The following is a 16,372-nucleotide window of genomic DNA, read 5'->3' as shown; positions in this document are numbered from 1 at the left end:
ATGACGCCCCGACCACTCGATCCTCAGAATCTCGCCCTCGCCCCCAAAGCGCTTCTGCACGATCACCTCGACGGCGGGTTGCGGCCCGCGACGGTCTTGGAGCTGGCCCGCGACTGCGGCTACACCGAACTGCCCGCCGACGACGCGGAGTCGCTGGCGACGTGGTTCCGGGAGGCCGCCGACAGCGGTTCGCTCGAACGGTATCTGGAGACGTTCGCGCACACGGTGGCGGTCATGCAGACCGCTTCCTCCCTCGAACGGGTCGCGCGCGAATGCGTCGAAGACCTGGCGGCAGACGGCGTCGTGTACGCGGAGGTCCGGTTCGCACCCGAGCAGCATCTGGAGAGTGGGCTGACCCTCGACGAGGTGGTGGAGTCGGTGCTGGCCGGCTTCGCCAAGGGCGAGGTGGACGCGGCCGGGCAGGGTCGGCCGATCGTCATGCGCTGCCTGGTCACCGCGATGCGCCACGCCGCGCGCTCGCGCGAGATCGCCGAACTGGCCGTGCGATTCGCCGGACGCGGCGTCGTCGGCTTCGACATCGCCGGCGCGGAGGCCGGCAATCCGCCGACGCGGCACCTTGACGCATTCGAGTACATGCGTGCCAATAACGCCCGGTTCACGATCCACGCCGGTGAGGCCTTCGGGCTGCCGTCGATCCACGAGGCGCTCGCCCACTGCGGGTGCGACCGGCTCGGCCACGGCGTCCGCGTCATCGACGACATCACGCTGCCACCGGGCCTCACCCCGGCGGCGCACTCCTTCGCCGGTGCGGTGCTCGGGGACATTGCGGCGACGGTGCGCGACAAACGGATTCCGCTGGAGTTGTGCCCGAGCTCCAACGTACAGACCGGCGCGGTACCGTCATTGGCCGAGCATCCGTTCAATATCCTTGCGCGCCTGCGTTTCCGGGTCACCGTCAACACCGATAACCGGCTGATGAGCGACACCAGCATGAGCAACGAGTTCAAGGTGCTCGTCGACCACTTCGGTTACGGCTGGGCCGATCTGGAACGCTTCACCGTCAACGCGATGAAGTCGTCGTTCCTGCATTTCGACGAACGCATCCGGATCATCGACGAGGTCATCAAACCCGGATACGCCGTCCTCCTCGGCTGAGACTCAGTTCTTCTTGATGAGCCGGGCCTCGAAGTCGTGCTCGAGAGCCCGCCACGCCTCCGACTCGTTGTCGAACGGACCCGAGGGCGCGAGCCGCTTGGGGTCGGGATTGATGGCGTAGTCGACGAACCAACCGAGCGGCGTGGACGAACCCAGTGCCTCGCTGACAGTATCGTCGTCGCCGAAATCGGCTGCGTCGGTGAAGAGTTCGACGGCGAGGTCGAGCTGGTTGCGGTCGATGCGGCGGGGGCCGTCGGCGATGTCGGTGGCCAGGCCGGTGAGCACGTACACGTTCTCGTCGATGACGTCGAACTCCAGGGAGCCGTCGGTGGCCTCCACCCGAACACGGTCGAAGGTGGTCACGTCGAGCAGGTCGTGGTCGTTGCTGTCGGCGAGAAACTTGCTCAGCACCCGCGGTGAGGTGAACACGAAAATCTTGCCGTCGGCGCCGAGGAACACCGGATCGTCGCCGAGATAGCAGCGCAACGTCAGGTACTCGTCGTTGCCGGTGACGATCCGGATGGGGTCGATGCCGACCTGCGCCCACAGGCTGTCGTCGTCGTAATCGTCGGCGTCGTCCTCGGCGGCGTCATCGTCGTCGGCGCCGCTTTCAACCCGCTCGAGTTCGTCATCGACCGGTTCGTCCTCGTCCTCGGCGGAGGCGGCGGCTTCGAGCTCGGCCTCGGCGACCGCGACCGCCCCGGGGTCGACGGGCGGCTTGGTGAGCACGCCGTCAATGGCGTCGACGACGTCGTCCCAGTGCTTGGCGATGAGCCGGCCGATCCGCACCCACAGGTCGACGCCGTCGCGGCCGACGAAGTTGCGGGTACCGGTGGTGACCGCGCCCAGGATGGGGTTGCCGTTGAAGAACTTGGTCACGACGTTCAGCTCGCACACCTCACCGAGGATGCGGACGATCTCGAGTGCGTCCTCGAGCTCGGCGATGACCTCGGGGGTGGGGTCTTCGGCGGCGAGTTCGGGCACGCCGACGAGGTCGTAGGTGTGCCGGTCGTCGGGCAGCAGCTCGTCGGCGGACACCTGCTTGAGGGTTTCCCAGGTGGGGTGGTCCTCGAGGTCGTTCTCGGCGCCGGACCTGATGAACGCCGCCAGTTCGGCGACGCCGGGCAGCCCGTACAGATCCTCCTCGAGCCCGAGGAAGGCTTCCCACTCGTCGTCACCCTCGCGCCAGCGTGGCGCCCAGAGGGTGAAGACGTTTCCGTTGGTCAATCCGAGTTCGATGGGGACGATGTCTCCGGCCATGAGCAGAAAGCCTAACGCTAGAGGTGGGCAGCGCGTCACCATGGTAGGTCACGACCCGCATTTTCAGGTGACACGATAGAAGCCCTCGAAGGTCTGGCCCGCGTTGGTGGTGCGCAGCGGGGTCACACCGACGGGATCGCCGCCGGTTTCGACGAGCTGGCCGTTGCCGATGTACATGGCGACGTGGCCGGACCAGACGGCCAGGTCGCCGGGCTGTAGCTCTGCCTGCGAGATCTGCCTGCCGGCGGTGTCCTGGTCCTGTGCGAGGCGGGGCAGTTCGACACCCGCCTGCCGGTAGGCCCACTGGGTGAAGCCGCTGCAGTCGAATCCGGCCGTGCTGGTTCCGCCCCACACGTACGGGGTGCCCTGCCGGCCGAGTGCGGCGGTGACGGCGGTCGCGGCCTTCTGGTTGGGTGCGTAGGCGACGGAGCCGTCGGGGAGGGTGATCGGGATGCCCGACCCGGTGGCGCGGGTGTGGGCGGCGGTCGCGATGGTCGGGGTGTCCTGCGAGGCCGTCGTCGTGGGTGTCCGACGGTTCGTTCCGGTCGTCGGTGTCGTCGTTGTCGTCGGTGTCGTCGTTGTTGCCGGCGTCGTCGGTGTCGTCGGGGTGGTGTTGGTGGTGGTGACGGGTGTGGTCGTGTTCCGGGCCGGTGTGATCGCGGTCTGGGTGGTTGTGGGTGTGCTGCCCGTCCGGGTTTCGGCGGATTCGGTGGTTGTGCGGCTGAGCGCCCGCAGCCGGGCTGAATCGGATTCCAGTTGCGTGCGCGTCTTTTCGACGATCTGGATGCCGCGGTTGACGTGATCGATCGCGACGGGCACCAGGAGTGTGAGCCCACCGACCGTCAGGGCGTTGCCGCCGAGCGTCGATGCGGTGCGGCCGAAGGAGTCGACAAGTGCGTCGAGTTGCTTTGCGGCGGTGGCGACCTTGCCCGCGGCGTCGTCGACGATGGTGACGATGGAGTCGGTGTCGGTGGTGAAAGTCGTTGCGGCGGTGCTGGTGGCCTTGATCTGAGTGGCCATGTTCCGGGCGCCGTCACCCGACCACGACTTGAGGACGGTCGTCGTCGCGGCAGCCGAGTTCTTCTCCGCTTCGGCGAGATTCTGTGCGGTGGTGCGCAGCCTCGCGACCGGATTGTCCGCAGGCAGCACGCCGGTGCCGAGGGCATCGACGAGTGTGTGCAGGGGTGCGATCAGCAGGTTGATCATCGCAGGGACAGCTCCTTGTCGGCGCCGCCGGCCTTGGTGGTCGTGACGGTCGTCGTCGTTCCAGTGGGGGATGTCGTTGTGGTCGTGGTGGTCGATGTCGTGGTGGTCGATGTCGTGGTGGTCGACGGGGATGTCCCGTTGGGAGTGGCCCCGTGTGAGGTGACCTTGTCAGGTGTGGAGCCGTGGGAGGAGGCATTGTCGCTGGTCGTCACGGTCTGCGCGGCGCTGTTGTCGGTGGTGGCATAGGTGCCGGCCGCAGTCCCCGACTGGCTGCCGATCGACGCGTGTTTGTCGGCGATCGCGGTGACCTCCGTCGACTTGGCGTCGAGCACTCCGGTGAGGACGGTGAGGAAGTCGGCGCCGATGATGCCGAACGTGGGCGCGAGTTCGGCCGCAGCCGAGTCTGTGCTGGTAGCGGAGCTGCGGATCTCGCCGGCGATGGTGCTCTGTTGCTGGGCGAAGCGGCTGATCGCGGCCGGGTCGGCCTGAACCTGGGTGTTCGTCATGGGAGTCTGACGCAGCGGAAGCCCGTTTGGTTCCATCGAATTTTTGTTCGATGAATAGTTCGTGTTCCCCCACGCGGAGCGGTGTTGTCCGAACTAAGGTGATGCCCATGGATCTGCAGATCGTCAGTCACCCGCTCGCGGCCGTCCGGCTGACCACGTTGCGTGATAAACGCACCACCAATGCCGAGTTCCGGCAGGCGTTGTCGGCGTTGACGAAGATGCTGGTCTACGAGGCGCTGGCGTCGGCACCGGTTGAGGACCTGCCGATCGAGACGCCGGTCACTGCGTGCACGGGCCGGCGGCTCAGCGCCCCACCGCTGTTCGTCCCGGTGCTGCGGGCCGGGCTCGGGATGGTCGATCAGGCTCATGCGATGGTGCCCGAGGCCAATCTCGGATTCATCGGCATCGCCCGCGACGAGTCGACGGCCAAACCGGTCCCGTATCTGGCATCACTGCCCGACGACCTGTCGGACATCCCGGTGTTCGTACTCGACCCGATGCTCGCCACCGGCGGCTCGATGCTGCACGCCATCGACCTGCTGGTCGAACGAGGCGCCCAGAACATCACCGCCGTCTGCGTAGTGGCCGCCCCCGAAGGCGTCACCGCTCTGCAAAACTCCGGCCACCCGTTACGCCTGGTAGTCGCCGCAGTGGACGAAGGCCTCAACGACGCCTACTACATCGTCCCCGGCCTGGGCGACGCCGGCGACCGCCAATACGGCCCCCGCTGACTTCCCGCGCAACCGTTTCTTTCACCGCTGAGCGGATCCGTTTGGTGCGCAAGGAAAGCGTTGAGCGGGAAGGCTATTGGTGAAGGAGGCCTTCAGTCAGGATGGTGAGTTGGTGGGCGATGGGGGCGTGGGTGGTGTGGTGGGTTCCGATGTACATGCCTGCTTCGTTGAGTGCACCCAGGAGTAGCTGGGCGGACAGGAGTGGGTCGACGTCGTCGCGGAGATCGCCGTCGTCGGCGCACCGCCGGAGGATGTCGGCGATCAGGGTCAGTGATCGGCCGCCGTCGAGGGAGCGCCAGCGTGACCAGCCCAAGGCGGACGGCGCTTCGACGAACACGATCCGGGTGGTGCGATCGTCGGCGGCGAGGGCGTCGAGGATGACGGGTCCGAGTGCGGTGAGCTGAGCCCGGGCCGGTTCGACGCCGGACAGTCCGGCGACGACGCGGTCGACCAGTTGGCCCTCGATGTCGCCGAACACCGCCTCCATGACCTCGGTCATGTTGGCGAAGTGGTGGTAGAGGGCGCCGCGGGTCACGCCCGCAGCCGCGCACAGGCCGGTGGTGGTGACCGACGAGAACCCGTCGTCGCAGAACAAGCGGGTCGCGACATCGAGGAGGCGCCGGCGGGTCGCGAGGGCCCGGGTTTGCCGGAGTGTCGGTCCGGGTACATCTGGTGGCACGCCCTCGAATGTACCTTGACATACATATTGCATGTGACATTCACTATGGATGTGAAAACTCTCGATATCAGTTCACCGTCCAGCGGCCGGACCGTCACCTCGTGCGAGGTCGAAATCCGAACCGCCTCGGGAACATTGGTCGCCAAGGCGCTCGGCAACTACGAGGTGGGCTGATGCTCACCATGAAGACGGCCTGCGAACTGTGTGCCGCAGCACTGGAACCGGCTGGGCCCGCGTGGATCTGCTCCTACGAATGCACGTACTGCGACGACTGCACGCAACGCGTGGAAACCTGCCCGAACTGCGCGGGCGAGCTCGTCCCGCGGCCACGCCGCACCACGGGAGCCGCGGCTATCGCGGCACGTCTGCCGGCTCGGCTGGTCAGGAACGTAGGGCGCCGGCTCGGGCGGTAGTTCGGCTACACGGCCACCGCGGACCAGCGGCCGGCCGTGCGGCGCACGTCGACGGGGTGGTCGAAGCAGGTGCTGATCGTCTTGGAGGTGAGTGCCTCGTCGACGGTGCCGGCGGCGACGATCTTTCCGTCACGCAGCAGCAGTGCGTGACTGGTACTGGCAGGCAAATCCTCCAGGTGGTGCGTCACCAGAACCGTTGCGAGCGTGGGAACTTCGGCGCGTAGCTGGTCGATGCCGGCGAGCAGCTTCTCGCGGGCCGCCAGGTCGAGGCCGGTCGCCGGCTCGTCGAGCAGGAGTAGCGGAGGCTGTGGCATCAATGCCCGGGCGATCAGGGTGCGTCCTCGTTCGCCCTGACTCATGAACGGCCACAACGAGTCCCGCCGCTCGGTCATGCCCAGCATCGCCAGCAGCGCATCCGCATGGGCATGTTTGGAGTCGGTGTAGTCGTGCCGGTTGTCGAGTTCGGGGGTGTTGGTCAGCCCGGTGAGCACCACCTCGTGCGCCGACAGCGGGATGTCGATACGCCAGCGCGGATCGACGTGCCCGATGTGGGTGCGCAGGGCGCGCATGTCGACGCGGCCAAGCCGGTGACCCAGCACGTCGACGTGGCCTCGGGTAGGAAATCCACGCGCGCCCAGCAGCGTCATCAGCGTCGACTTGCCCGCACCATTGGGCCCGAGCAACGCCCAATGCTCACCGGGCAGCACCCGCATGCTGACGTCATCGAGCAGCAGGCGGCCACCGCGTACAACATCGAGGCCGGCGGCCTCGAGTACCGGCTGACCGGTCACGTTCACATGCCTCCTATCGCGACCAGTAGGCGGTGGCGGGTTCGTCGGCGATGGTGTTGCCGCCATCTCGGATCACCAGGCCCGACGGAGTGACGAAGTACTCGTACGATCCTGACCGCGCGATGAAGTACTTGCCCTGCTGGGTGGGGAAGTCGATGTGCTTGTGTCCCTCTGGGGCGACACCCTTGTAGTACAGGCCACCCGCACTGCCGACCTGGCAGATGATGACCCGTGAACGTGCGGTGCGCAAGATGGCCACCGCGGGATCGTTCGCGGCATCGCACCGGGGGCCGTCGGTGAAACCCTGCCAGTCGGCGCCGGGGACGGTCGGCGACGGGCGATCGGTGACCGTCGTGGTCGTGCCGGGCGGCGGGGTGAGGGTCACCGTCTGTGTGCCGACCGGCTGCGTGGACTGGCCGTCCTGCGACGACGTGACGGTATGGGTGGTGATACTCGTGCCGGGAGTCGCGATGGGATCGTCGTCGTCGCCGGACGGAATGAGCAGGACCGCGGCCAGGATTCCGCCGACCACCAGCAGGACACCGGCGGCCGCCGCCACCAGTACAACCGGCGACGCCCAGGGTGACCGTTCCGGCGCCGGATAGCCCCCACCGGAATAGCCGCTCCCGGGAAACCCCTGCTGATAGCCGTCGCTCTGTTGCCCGTAATACGGTGACTGGTCACCCTGGAACGCCGGGTATCCGTTGCCGTGCTGATCTGCTGGTCCGCCGGTTGTCATGTCCCGATTATGTCTGCCGACCCGCGGACAGGCATCGCCCATGCCGGTGAACGTGCAACTTCACGTTCGGGCGGGAGTCGCACGGGCACGGCGCGTGCCGGGCGATATTGTCTGTGCATGCCATTTCTGAACGCCGACGGCGACATCTACGAGCTCTACCTGGGTACCGAGGGCGCCGAACTCGACCCGGACAACCCCGAGAACCGGTTCGGGCTCGACTGGATCGAGACCGTGACCGGTCTGCTCGACGAGGCCGCCGCAAACGCGAAGGGCCTGGTGATCACCGCGACCGGCAAGTTCTTCACCAACGGCCTGGACACCGACTACGTCGCCGCCAACTATGCGCAGCTGCCGGCCTACCTCGACACTGTGCACGCCCTGTACACCAAGGTGCTTACGCTGCCGGTGCACACCGTCGCGGCGATCAACGGCCATGCCTTCGGTGCCGGGGCGATGCTCGCGCTGTGCGCCGACTACAGCGTCATGCGCGATGACCGCGGATTCTGGTCGCTGCCCGAGGCCGCGTTGTCGATGCCGTTCACGCGGGGCATGGCCGCGCTGGTACGTACGCGGCTCAGCGACGCCGCCGCCACCGAGGCGATGCTGACTAGCCGCCGGTACGGAGCACACGATGCGGCCGCGGCCGGAATCGTCGGCGAAGCCGTGCCCGTGGATCAGCTGCTTGAGCGGGCGCGGGCGGTGGCCGCCGAGCGGCAGCACATCGCCGGACCCAACATCGGGGTGATCAAGAAGGGTCTGCGCGCACCGCTGCTCGCCGACCTGGCCGTGGTCACCCCGGCGACAGTGTTGTGACCGGACCATCCGGCTCGTCGCGTAGCTCATCGGTGATCGACGGCTGGCTCGCCGCCAATCGCGAGAAGCTGGTTGCCTGGCGGCGGCAGATTCACGCGCACCCCGAATTGTCGCGGCAGGAGGTGGCCACCACGGATCTGGTGATGGCCGAACTGACCGCGCTCGGGCTCAGTCCACGGCGGCTGCCGCTCGGGACCGGCGCGGTATGCGATCTGGGGCCGGAGTCCGACACCCGGATCGCGTTGCGTGCCGACATGGATGCGCTGCCGATCACCGAACACACCGGTCTGCCGTTCAGTTCCACTATCGACGCCGTATCCCATGCGTGCGGTCACGACGCCCACACGGCGATCCTGCTGGCCACCGGCGCGTTGCTGGCCGGTGTCGACGACCTGCCGGTCGGTGTGCGGCTGATCTTCCAGGCTGCCGAAGAGGTGATGCCGGGCGGTGCGCTCGACGCGATCGATGCCGGCGTGCTGGCGGGGGTGAGCCGGATCTTCGCCCTGCACTGCGATCCGCGGCTGCCCGTCGGGTCGGTGGGTCTGCGGGCCGGAGCGCTGACCTCGGCCGCCGACCACGTCGACATCACCTTCCACTCCAAGGGCGGGCACACGTCGCGGCCGCACCTGACCGCCGACCTGATCTACGCCATCGGGACCGTCATCACCGGGCTGCCCGGCGTGCTGTCGCGGCGGGTGGATCCGCGGTCGGGGACCGTGATGGCGTGGGGTTCGGTGCATTCGGGCAGCGCTCCGAACGCCATTCCGCAGGAGGGCCGTCTGCGCGGCACCGTCCGTACCGGGGAGCGTGAGATCTGGGTGGAACTGGAACCGTTGGTGCGCAGCATCATCGGCGAACTGGTCGCCCCGCTCGGGGTGCAGTACGACCTCAACTACTTCCGGGGTGTGCCGCCGGTCGTCAACGACGAGGTGGCCATCGCCATGTTGTCGACGGCGGTCAGTGCTGTGGGCCCGAACGCCGTCGCCGACACCCCGCAGTCTCCCGGTGGCGAGGACTTTTCCTGGTACCTCGAACACGTGCCCGGCGCGATGGGCCGTCTCGGGGTGTGGGACGGACTCGGCCCGCAGGTCGACCTGCACAGCCCCAACTTCCGCATCGACGAGCGCGCGCTCGACGTCGGGGTGCGGGCGCTCGCGGGCGTCGTCCTGGGGGTGTGAACCTAGAGTTCGCCGGAACCGGGACCCACGTTGCGTGATTCGCGCAGCCGTAGGTTCTGGACGTAGTCGGCGGGAGCTCCCGCGATCTCCGCCGCCTCGGCCATCACGCCGAGATACCGCGCCGACGGCAGGCCGCCCTCGAAGGCGTCCATGACGTACAGCCATGCCAGGACCGGTCCGTCGGTGGTGTCGATGCGGGCCCGGACCTTGCGGTGGATCCCGAGTTCGGAACCCTCCCAGCGGTCGAGGGTCTCCTCGTCCTCTCCGGTCACGTCGTAGAGCACGACGAACACCCGCGCGTCCGGATTGTCCCGGTCCTCGGCAACCGTCGCGAGGGCACCCTCCCAGCCGATGTCGCCGCCGGCGAAGGTGAGCCGCCAGCCGTTGAGCCAGCCCGTCCCCGACATGGGCGAATGTGGTGCCCGTTCGGCCATCTGCTCGGGGTGCATATTCGACCCATACGCCGCGTAAGTCGGCACGTCGTCCTCTCCGCCCGCGCCCTGACGACACCCAGGGTCCGGCTCCTCGTCCTGCCTCGGACCACGCAACGATGGTCCGCCGACCAATCCTAGTGGCCCGTGCCGGATACGTGTCGGATAAGGACTGTGATCCGGGCCGTATGCCCCTGTTCGGTTTGCGGGACGATCTACAGTCGTGGCTGTGTCCCCATCGACGGTGCAGGCTCCCGAACAGACCGCGCAGGCCGTCATGGACGCGCTGTCCCGGATCGCCTCACCCGAACGCGCGGCAAGCAGCGCCCGCTTCTTCAAGACGGGGCCCGGCGAGTACGGGGAGGGTGACCTGTTCGTCGGCGTCACCGTTCCGGACCAGCGTAAGGTGCTGCGATCGTTCCGGAATCTGCCGCTCACCGAACTCACGAGGCTGATCGACTCCCCCTTTCACGAACATCGGCTGTGTGCGGTGATCGGTGCGACCGAACGCTTTCGCCGTGGTACCGGCGAGCGGGAGGCCATCAGCGGCTGGTACCTGGATGCGGCGTATCGAGGACGTATCAACAACTGGGACATCGTCGATACGTCCGCGGGTCCGATCCTCGGCGGATTGCTGTATGACCGTCCGCGTGGTCTGCTGTTCGAACTCGCGCGTAGCACCGGCGGCGGACCGAATGATCTGTGGCTGCGGCGGATCGCCATCATCGCCACGCAGGAGTTCATCAATCGGGGCGATGCGTCGACGACTCTTGAACTCGCCCCGATCTACCTCGACTACCCGGATGACCTGTTACAGAAGGCGACCGGCTGGATGCTGCGCGAGGTGGGCAAGCGTGTCGATCGTGATTTCCTGATCGGCTTTCTCGACGAGTACGCGGCCCGGATGCCACGCACAATGCTCGGCTATGCCGTCGAGCACCTGACCGTTGAACGACGCCGGCACTACCGTTCGCTGAAGTAAGGAGTGTTGAGCGGGCCGTTTCGGTCGCGGACACCCGGTGCCGACCACTAAGTTGGTACCCGGAGCCCGGCCGACGCTCAGCCCGGCCCGGACCGCGTCTGCGCTGTCCTGGTGAGAAATGCTGTCGGCCAGAACAGGAGTGACGACGTGACCAATATCGTGATCATCGGTGGGGGACCGGCCGGCTACGAGGCGGCGCTGGCCGCGGCGGCGTACGGCGCCGACATCACCGTGATCGATTCCGACGGCATCGGCGGCGCCTGTGTGCTGTGGGATTGTGTCCCGTCCAAGACGTTCATCGCCTCGACCGGTATCCGCACCGAGATCCGCCGGGCCGCGGACCTCGGTATCAGCCTGGAGACCGACCACACGACGGTGGCGCTGTCGCAGATCCATCAGCGGGTGCGTGACCTGGCCTTCGCCCAGTCCGCCGACATCAGGTCCCGGCTGATCAGCGAGGGTGTCCGGCTGGTGTCGGGGTCGGCGCGGCTCGAACCGACACAGACCGGGGTGCGTTCGCACAACGTCGTCGCGACGCTGGCCGACGGAACAACCGAAACCTATTCCGGCGAAGTGATTTTGATTGCGACCGGAGCCTCGCCCAGGATTCTGCCCGACGCCCAGCCCGACGGTGAGCGGATCCTCACCTGGCGTCAGCTGTACGACCTCGATGAGCTCCCCGAACATCTGATCGTCATCGGCTCGGGTGTGACCGGAGCCGAATTCGTGCACGCTTATACGGAATTGGGCGTCAAGGTGACGCTGGTGTCCAGCCGCGACAGGGTGCTGCCGCATGAGGACGAGGACGCCGCGCTGGTCCTCGAAGACGTCCTCGCCGAACGCGGCGTCGACCTTATCAAGCATGGCCGTGCGGATAGGGTTGTCCACGAAGGTGATTCGGTCACTGTGTATCTGGCCGACGGTCAGCAGGTGGTGGGCTCGCATGTGCTGATGACGGTCGGTTCGGTGCCCAACACACAGACGCTCGGGCTGGACGAGGCCGGTGTGGAAACCGATCGCGGTGGCTACATCACCGTCGACCGGGTCTCGCGCACGTCGGTGCCGGGCGTGTACGCGGCCGGCGACTGCACCGGGCTCTTCCCGCTCGCGTCGGTGGCCGCCATGCAGGGCCGCATCGCAATGTACCACGCGCTCGGTGAGGGTGTGAGTCCCATCAAACTGAAAACCGTTGCGTCGGCGATCTTTACGCGTCCGGAGATCGCGAGTGTCGGGGTGTCGCAGAAGGCGATCGACGCCGGCGAGTACCCTGCCCGAACCGTGATGCTGCCGCTGGCCACCAACCCGCGCGCCAAGATGAGCGGGCTGCGCCGCGGCTTCGTCAAGATCTTCTGCCGCCCGGCCACCGGCGTGGTCATCGGCGGAGTCACGGTGGCCCCCAACGCATCCGAGTTGATCCTGCCGATCGCTCTCGCCGTACAGAACAAGCTCACCGTGAGTGATCTGGCGCAGACGTTCTCGGTGTACCCGTCGCTGTCGGGGTCCATCACCGAAGCCGCCCGCCAGCTGGTCCGCCACGACGATCTGGACTGACTGGACCCGCCGTCCCTCACTAGACTGGCAGTTCCGCACCCTACTTCAAAGTGTGAAACTGTCAGTTCGGGGAGGAACTGTGAGTAGAATCGATCATCTCGGAAGCCGGATGACCGGGCTCGTCGACGCGCTGGACAAGGGTGACGTGGCGGCCTGCACCAACCTGCTGATCGTGGCGGTCGTCGACGGCACCGGCGTCGACAGTCTTGCCGAGGTGCGGGACACGCTGGCGCAGTGGCGAACCCACGGTGCACTACCAACAGGCCTGCGCATCGAACTCGACGCCGCCCGCATCCGCGCCGAGTTCACCGCCCACACCTGCCGTCAGAACGACGACCCCGCGGGCCAGCTCGCCGCCTTCCGCCGGGCCCGCGCCCTCGACTGCCTCCTGCGCGCGACCGTCCCCGGCCTGTCCCGGGAAGCGTTCACCGACGTCGTCTACGAAGCCGCAGCAGCGATCGGCCACGAGGCGGTGAGGGCAGCGTTGTCGGAGTATGTTCCCGCCTGACTGTGCGGTTGATCCCGGAAACCGGGATCGAGCGCATAGTCGACGGTGTGTCTGGGCGACGTTGTGGACGTCAGCCGATGTCGAAGTCGGATTCGTCGAAGCCGAGGGTGTTGCCGTTCTCGCGGACCGTTCGTTGGCAGGCCTCGTCGAAGCCCGACGGTGCGGTGGCGCTGATCTCGATGCGGACCTCTACAGAGGAGCCCGGTGTGGCCGCGAGGTGGTGCAGGATCTCCTGCTGGACGGTGGAGAAGTCCTTGGCCGGGAAGTCGGGATTCAGTGTCATAGCGCCCCAGTAGCGGGTCACCATTGGCTTGGGCTGGGTAGGGTCCGCCGGTTTGCGTGTGTTCTTGATGGGGCCGGGTACGTCGACGGGGTCGTCACCGGGGCCGTAGCGGGCGGCTTCGCGTTCGCGTTGTGCCTGTGCCAGATCGGGTTTGACGATGAGGGTGGAGTCGGTGAGCTGCGGAGTCGCGGCGTCGGTGGGCAGGTGCAGGTCGATGTACTCGTGCTCGGTGTCGTCCCAGCCGTAGGCGAACGCGAAGCCGTTGACGCTCCAGGAGGTGTCGTTGTACACCGACAGCAGCCCGTCGGTCAGGGCGGTCTTGTCGCGCAGCCGTGTGAGATACGGGTAGGTGGCGTACAGGTTGTACAGGTCGCCGACGCTCACATGCCCCGATGCCCATACCGGCGCGATGGGGCCGGACAGGTCCATCCCGATAAGCATCGACGACCTGGTGGTGGCGAGCTGACTGTTGTCGGAGATCTTGGTGCCGGTGCGGGCGACGAGGTCGTCGGTGGTGCCGCCGGTGTTGAGGGTGTCGAGTGTGTAGGTGGGCGCGTCGGGCGCCTGTGTGGGCAGGATCGCCCAGATGTACGTCTCCAGAAGGCGATCGGCGACGACGGTGTCGTGGCGTTGCATCCGGGTCAGGGCCTGTCTGGTCTGCTGGCCACCGAGGCCGAGGGTGTCGGCGTTCTGGTGAACGTAGCGCCACGCGAGGAATTCACGGACGGCTTCGTCGAGCTCGCGGGCGCGCTTGTCGTCGGCGGCCAGCACGATGAGACTGTTGCGGTAGCCCCGGTTGGCCGCACCCCGGTGTTCGAGCAGGTCCTTGGCCCACCCCAGCGCCTTCGACGACGTGGAGCGTGCGGTGTGGGTGAACTTGAGCGGCGCGATCACCAGGCGTGTCGCGGCCTCGTCGGGGACGTCGGACGTTCCGTCGGGGCAGACATGAACTCCCACGAAACTCCTGTCCCGTGACTTCTGGCGTGCGGCCTGCAACCGCTCGGCGACCTCGGCCCACACGTCGGCATCGGGGAGGTTGGCGGCGTGGTCGCGGGCGGCGCGGGTCGTATTTGCCTGCGTGTCATACCAATAGCGGCCGGCATCGGTGTACAGGTAGGTGGCGCGGTTGGCGAGGTGATCGAGCGCGGAATGGAAGTTGCCCGGAACGTCGCCGGGAATGGCGGTGCCCAGAAAGATTCGCGGCTTGTCGACGCCCTTGTGTGCGGTGTGCAGGGTGGGGGTGGCGCCCATGAAGACGGACCGGGCAAGGCGCTGGGTGGTGCGGCGTTTGCCGTACAGTTCGCTTTCCTTGTCGATGGCGAACGGGGTGGATTCCTCGCCCGCGACATCCTGGGTGAGCACCGACCGGAAATTGTCCTCCAGATACTGAGTGATCTCGGTGGTCACCGAATCCCGATCCAGCGGAACCGAACCCGGCATGATCAGCGGCCCGGCGTCCTCGCTACGCCACAGGGTGCCGACTATGCGGTTCATCATCCGCAGCACGCCGCGGGTCCGCTGGAAACGGTGCAGCGTCGACCAATCCTCGTACAGCCGGTCGAACAGTTCGGGATGGATCGGATACGACGCCTTGATGCGGTCGATGTAGGCGGGTTCGAGTGCCTCGCTGGGGAATTCGGTGCTATGCCTGCGGTAGTACTCGACGAGGCTCTTGGCGATCGAACTGATCTTGGCCAGCGTCGCACCGTCGGGCGCGGCAAAGATGCGGCGCCTTACGATCTCGAAGCTCTCCTGCGGGTTGGCGGGCAGCCAATGGTCGGCGGTGCGGCCGACGATCGACTTGAGCCGGGTGAGCGCTTGGCGCCCATGCTCGCCGCCTACCTCTTCGTCGTTGATGTCGTCACCGGCTGCGTCGCTGTCCGGCCGGTTGTCGTACGACGCAGGGATGGAGATGACCACCTGAATTCCCTTGGTGGCCTTGGCCGCTTCGGTTAGCGTCTGGGCGAAGGTGAACTGGGTGTCGAAGTCGCCGGCGGGCAGCCCGCTCGAATTCACCAATTGCCTTGCGTACGCCACCCATTCGTCGATGAGGATCACGGCGGGGGAATACAGGGCGAACAGTTCCCGCAGGGACGCACCGGGATTGGTGGAGGCACGGTCGGCATCGGCGACGATCTCGTAGGCCTCCTGGCCGCCGAGCTGCCACGCCAATTCTCCCCAGATGGTGCGGATTCCAGGCCGCCCGTCGGTGGTGTCGGTCTTGGCGGGCTCCATCTGATTGCCGACGAGCGCGACCCGGCGCACCCCGTTGGGCAGCGCATCCAGCGGTTTTGCGAGATCGGCGACGTCGTCGGGGTATTCGATGCTGCCCAGCCCGGATGCGAGATGCCACAGCGCGAGCATCGAATGCGTTTTGCCGCCACCGAAATTGGTTTGCAGGTTGACCACGGGTGAGGCATTCATGTCGCCGGCCAGGCGCCGCACATTGCGGTCGATGAGGTCGCGCAGGCCGTGCGTCAGATATGTGCGCTCGAAGAACTGCACGGGATCGGAGTACTCGCCGGCCTCCTTGCCCTGGGCGACGGTATAGAGGTCGGCGGCGAACTCGGCGGCGTTGAAGTTGTCGCTCGCGACATCGGGGTGCGGGCTGAGGATCTCGCGCCACGGCGGCAGATTGTCGGCGGCCACCGACGCGAGATCGAGTTGGCGGGCCGCCTTGGTGTCCTCACGGTCGGCGGCCACCCGACGCAGATCGACGCGCAGCTTGCGGACCTGCTCGGCCTCGGCGGGCGCGTTGATCGCCTTGAGTAGTCGTTCGGCGGTGTCGAGGATGCGCTGTGCGTCGTCGTTGTCGAAACTTTCCATGTGCGCCTGGCGGTTTCGTGCATCCCGTAGCTCGGAGGCGTAACTCTCCTGGACCCGCGACAGCATCCCATTGAGCGGATACCAGCCCTTGCGAACGGTTCCGGTCACGTTCTCGGTGATCATCCGCAGCCCGTTGGCCGGGTCGTCGGCGGTGTAGATCTTGTTCGACGCCGCCCCCTTGGACTGGTCCTTGATACGCAAGAGTTCCAGCCAGGTGCCGGTCTGCAACTCGGGGTCGATCGCCGTGGTGAGGAACCGGTTGAGCGCAGGTCCGAGCAGTTCCATCGCCTTGCCGATACGGTCCCGGTTGCTCAGTGCCATAACTCGCCTCACGTTCGTGTGCACAACATGTTGTGAGT

17 protein-coding genes are annotated in these 16,372 nt (G+C 66.9%); 9 read left to right on the top strand and 8 right to left on the bottom strand.

The window, feature by feature from the left end:
• Positions 1-1,116, top strand: a complete 1,116-nt coding sequence (locus Q0627_RS11465; RefSeq protein WP_298809961.1) for an adenosine deaminase — start codon at positions 1-3, stop codon at positions 1,114-1,116.
• A gap of 3 nt (positions 1,117-1,119) precedes the next feature.
• Here the strand turns inward: Q0627_RS11465 and Q0627_RS11460 are convergent, their stop codons facing one another.
• The 3 genes from Q0627_RS11460 to Q0627_RS11450 all read right to left on the bottom strand — a co-directional run bounded on the left by Q0627_RS11460 (position 1,120) and on the right by Q0627_RS11450 (position 4,088).
• A complete protein-coding gene (locus tag Q0627_RS11460; RefSeq protein WP_291020101.1) occupies positions 1,120-2,376 on the bottom strand; it encodes a primosomal protein in 1,257 nt (418 codons plus the stop codon).
• 63 nt (positions 2,377-2,439) lie between these two features.
• Positions 2,440-3,582, bottom strand: coding sequence for a C40 family peptidase (locus Q0627_RS11455; protein ID WP_298809958.1), 1,143 nt, complete (start codon positions 3,580-3,582; stop codon positions 2,440-2,442).
• Positions 3,579-4,088 (bottom strand): type VII secretion target, encoded by a 510-nt coding sequence (locus tag Q0627_RS11450; protein WP_298809955.1) that lies wholly within the window; start codon positions 4,086-4,088, stop codon positions 3,579-3,581. The genes Q0627_RS11455 and Q0627_RS11450 overlap by 4 nt, the downstream gene beginning before the upstream one ends.
• 107 nt (positions 4,089-4,195) lie before the next feature.
• Between Q0627_RS11450 and upp the strand changes: the two genes are divergently transcribed.
• Positions 4,196-4,819 carry a uracil phosphoribosyltransferase gene (gene upp / locus Q0627_RS11445; RefSeq protein WP_291020108.1) on the top strand — a complete coding sequence of 208 codons (624 nt, stop codon included), beginning with the start codon at positions 4,196-4,198 and terminating at the stop codon, positions 4,817-4,819.
• A 73-nt stretch (positions 4,820-4,892) separates the two neighbouring features.
• Here the strand turns inward: upp and Q0627_RS11440 are convergent, their stop codons facing one another.
• Positions 4,893-5,498, bottom strand: coding sequence for a TetR/AcrR family transcriptional regulator (locus Q0627_RS11440; RefSeq protein ID WP_298809951.1), 606 nt, complete (start codon positions 5,496-5,498; stop codon positions 4,893-4,895).
• 51 nt (positions 5,499-5,549) lie between these two features.
• On the opposite strand from Q0627_RS11440, the gene Q0627_RS11435 reads away from it, so the two are divergent.
• Positions 5,550-5,672 (top strand): hypothetical protein, encoded by a 123-nt coding sequence (locus Q0627_RS11435; RefSeq protein WP_298809949.1) that lies wholly within the window; start codon positions 5,550-5,552, stop codon positions 5,670-5,672.
• On the top strand, positions 5,672-5,911 hold the full coding sequence (locus Q0627_RS11430; RefSeq protein ID WP_324384315.1) for a DUF1272 domain-containing protein: 240 nt from the start codon (positions 5,672-5,674) through the stop codon (positions 5,909-5,911). Before Q0627_RS11435 ends, Q0627_RS11430 begins: the two co-directional genes overlap by 1 nt.
• A gap of 5 nt (positions 5,912-5,916) precedes the next feature.
• Here the strand turns inward: Q0627_RS11430 and Q0627_RS11425 are convergent, their stop codons facing one another.
• Both Q0627_RS11425 and Q0627_RS11420 read right to left on the bottom strand, forming a co-directional pair.
• Positions 5,917-6,702: an ABC transporter ATP-binding protein gene (locus Q0627_RS11425; RefSeq protein ID WP_298810038.1), complete on the bottom strand. Its 786-nt coding sequence runs from the start codon at positions 6,700-6,702 to the stop codon at positions 5,917-5,919.
• 13 nt (positions 6,703-6,715) lie between these two features.
• Complete coding sequence (locus Q0627_RS11420) at positions 6,716-7,441, bottom strand: hypothetical protein (RefSeq protein WP_324384313.1); 726 nt, start codon at positions 7,439-7,441, stop codon at positions 6,716-6,718.
• A gap of 117 nt (positions 7,442-7,558) precedes the next feature.
• On the opposite strand from Q0627_RS11420, the gene Q0627_RS11415 reads away from it, so the two are divergent.
• Both Q0627_RS11415 and Q0627_RS11410 read left to right on the top strand, forming a co-directional pair.
• Entirely contained in the window at positions 7,559-8,254 is a 696-nt protein-coding gene (locus Q0627_RS11415; RefSeq protein ID WP_298809944.1) for an enoyl-CoA hydratase/isomerase family protein, read from the top strand.
• Positions 8,251-9,432 (top strand): amidohydrolase, encoded by a 1,182-nt coding sequence (locus Q0627_RS11410; protein ID WP_298809941.1) that lies wholly within the window; start codon positions 8,251-8,253, stop codon positions 9,430-9,432. The genes Q0627_RS11415 and Q0627_RS11410 overlap by 4 nt, the downstream gene beginning before the upstream one ends.
• A 2-nt stretch (positions 9,433-9,434) precedes the next feature.
• Here the strand turns inward: Q0627_RS11410 and Q0627_RS11405 are convergent, their stop codons facing one another.
• Entirely contained in the window at positions 9,435-9,911 is a 477-nt protein-coding gene (locus Q0627_RS11405) for a gamma-glutamylcyclotransferase (protein WP_298809939.1), read from the bottom strand.
• A 181-nt stretch (positions 9,912-10,092) separates the two neighbouring features.
• Between Q0627_RS11405 and Q0627_RS11400 the strand changes: the two genes are divergently transcribed.
• The 3 genes from Q0627_RS11400 (at position 10,093) to Q0627_RS11390 (ending at position 12,904) form a co-directional block, all read left to right on the top strand.
• Complete coding sequence (locus Q0627_RS11400; RefSeq protein ID WP_298809936.1) at positions 10,093-10,845, top strand: DNA alkylation repair protein; 753 nt, start codon at positions 10,093-10,095, stop codon at positions 10,843-10,845.
• A 147-nt stretch (positions 10,846-10,992) separates the two neighbouring features.
• Positions 10,993-12,396, top strand: coding sequence for an NAD(P)H-quinone dehydrogenase (locus tag Q0627_RS11395; RefSeq protein ID WP_298809933.1), 1,404 nt, complete (start codon positions 10,993-10,995; stop codon positions 12,394-12,396).
• 79 nt (positions 12,397-12,475) lie between these two features.
• Positions 12,476-12,904 carry a hypothetical protein gene (locus Q0627_RS11390; protein WP_298809931.1) on the top strand — a complete coding sequence of 143 codons (429 nt, stop codon included), beginning with the start codon at positions 12,476-12,478 and terminating at the stop codon, positions 12,902-12,904.
• 70 nt (positions 12,905-12,974) lie between these two features.
• Here the strand turns inward: Q0627_RS11390 and Q0627_RS11385 are convergent, their stop codons facing one another.
• Positions 12,975-16,334, bottom strand: coding sequence for a DUF499 domain-containing protein (locus tag Q0627_RS11385; RefSeq protein ID WP_298809926.1), 3,360 nt, complete (start codon positions 16,332-16,334; stop codon positions 12,975-12,977).
• Between the last annotated feature and the right edge of the window lie 38 nt (positions 16,335-16,372).

It is taken from the genome of uncultured Gordonia sp. (genome assembly GCF_937858515.1).
Lineage (GTDB): Bacteria > Actinomycetota > Actinomycetes > Mycobacteriales > Mycobacteriaceae > Gordonia.
Note: the sequence above shows the minus strand (reverse complement) of the source record. Positions and strands in the feature narration are given on the sequence as shown.

Bases quoted from the DNA above. Each gene is read 5' to 3' on its own strand.
- Q0627_RS11465 (WP_298809961.1), top strand. From the start codon at position 1: ATGACGCCCCGACCACTCGATCCTCAGAATCTCGCCCTCGCCCCCAAA.
- Q0627_RS11460 (WP_291020101.1), bottom strand. From the start codon at position 2,376: ATGGCCGGAGACATCGTCCCCATCGAACTCGGATTGACCAACGGAAAC.
- Q0627_RS11455 (WP_298809958.1), bottom strand. From the start codon at position 3,582: ATGATCAACCTGCTGATCGCACCCCTGCACACACTCGTCGATGCCCTC.
- Q0627_RS11450 (WP_298809955.1), bottom strand. From the start codon at position 4,088: ATGACGAACACCCAGGTTCAGGCCGACCCGGCCGCGATCAGCCGCTTC.
- upp (WP_291020108.1), top strand. From the start codon at position 4,196: ATGGATCTGCAGATCGTCAGTCACCCGCTCGCGGCCGTCCGGCTGACC.
- Q0627_RS11430 (WP_324384315.1), top strand. From the start codon at position 5,672: ATGCTCACCATGAAGACGGCCTGCGAACTGTGTGCCGCAGCACTGGAA.
- Q0627_RS11420 (WP_324384313.1), bottom strand. From the start codon at position 7,441: ATGACAACCGGCGGACCAGCAGATCAGCACGGCAACGGATACCCGGCG.
- Q0627_RS11415 (WP_298809944.1), top strand. From the start codon at position 7,559: ATGCCATTTCTGAACGCCGACGGCGACATCTACGAGCTCTACCTGGGT.
- Q0627_RS11385 (WP_298809926.1), bottom strand. From the start codon at position 16,334: ATGGCACTGAGCAACCGGGACCGTATCGGCAAGGCGATGGAACTGCTC.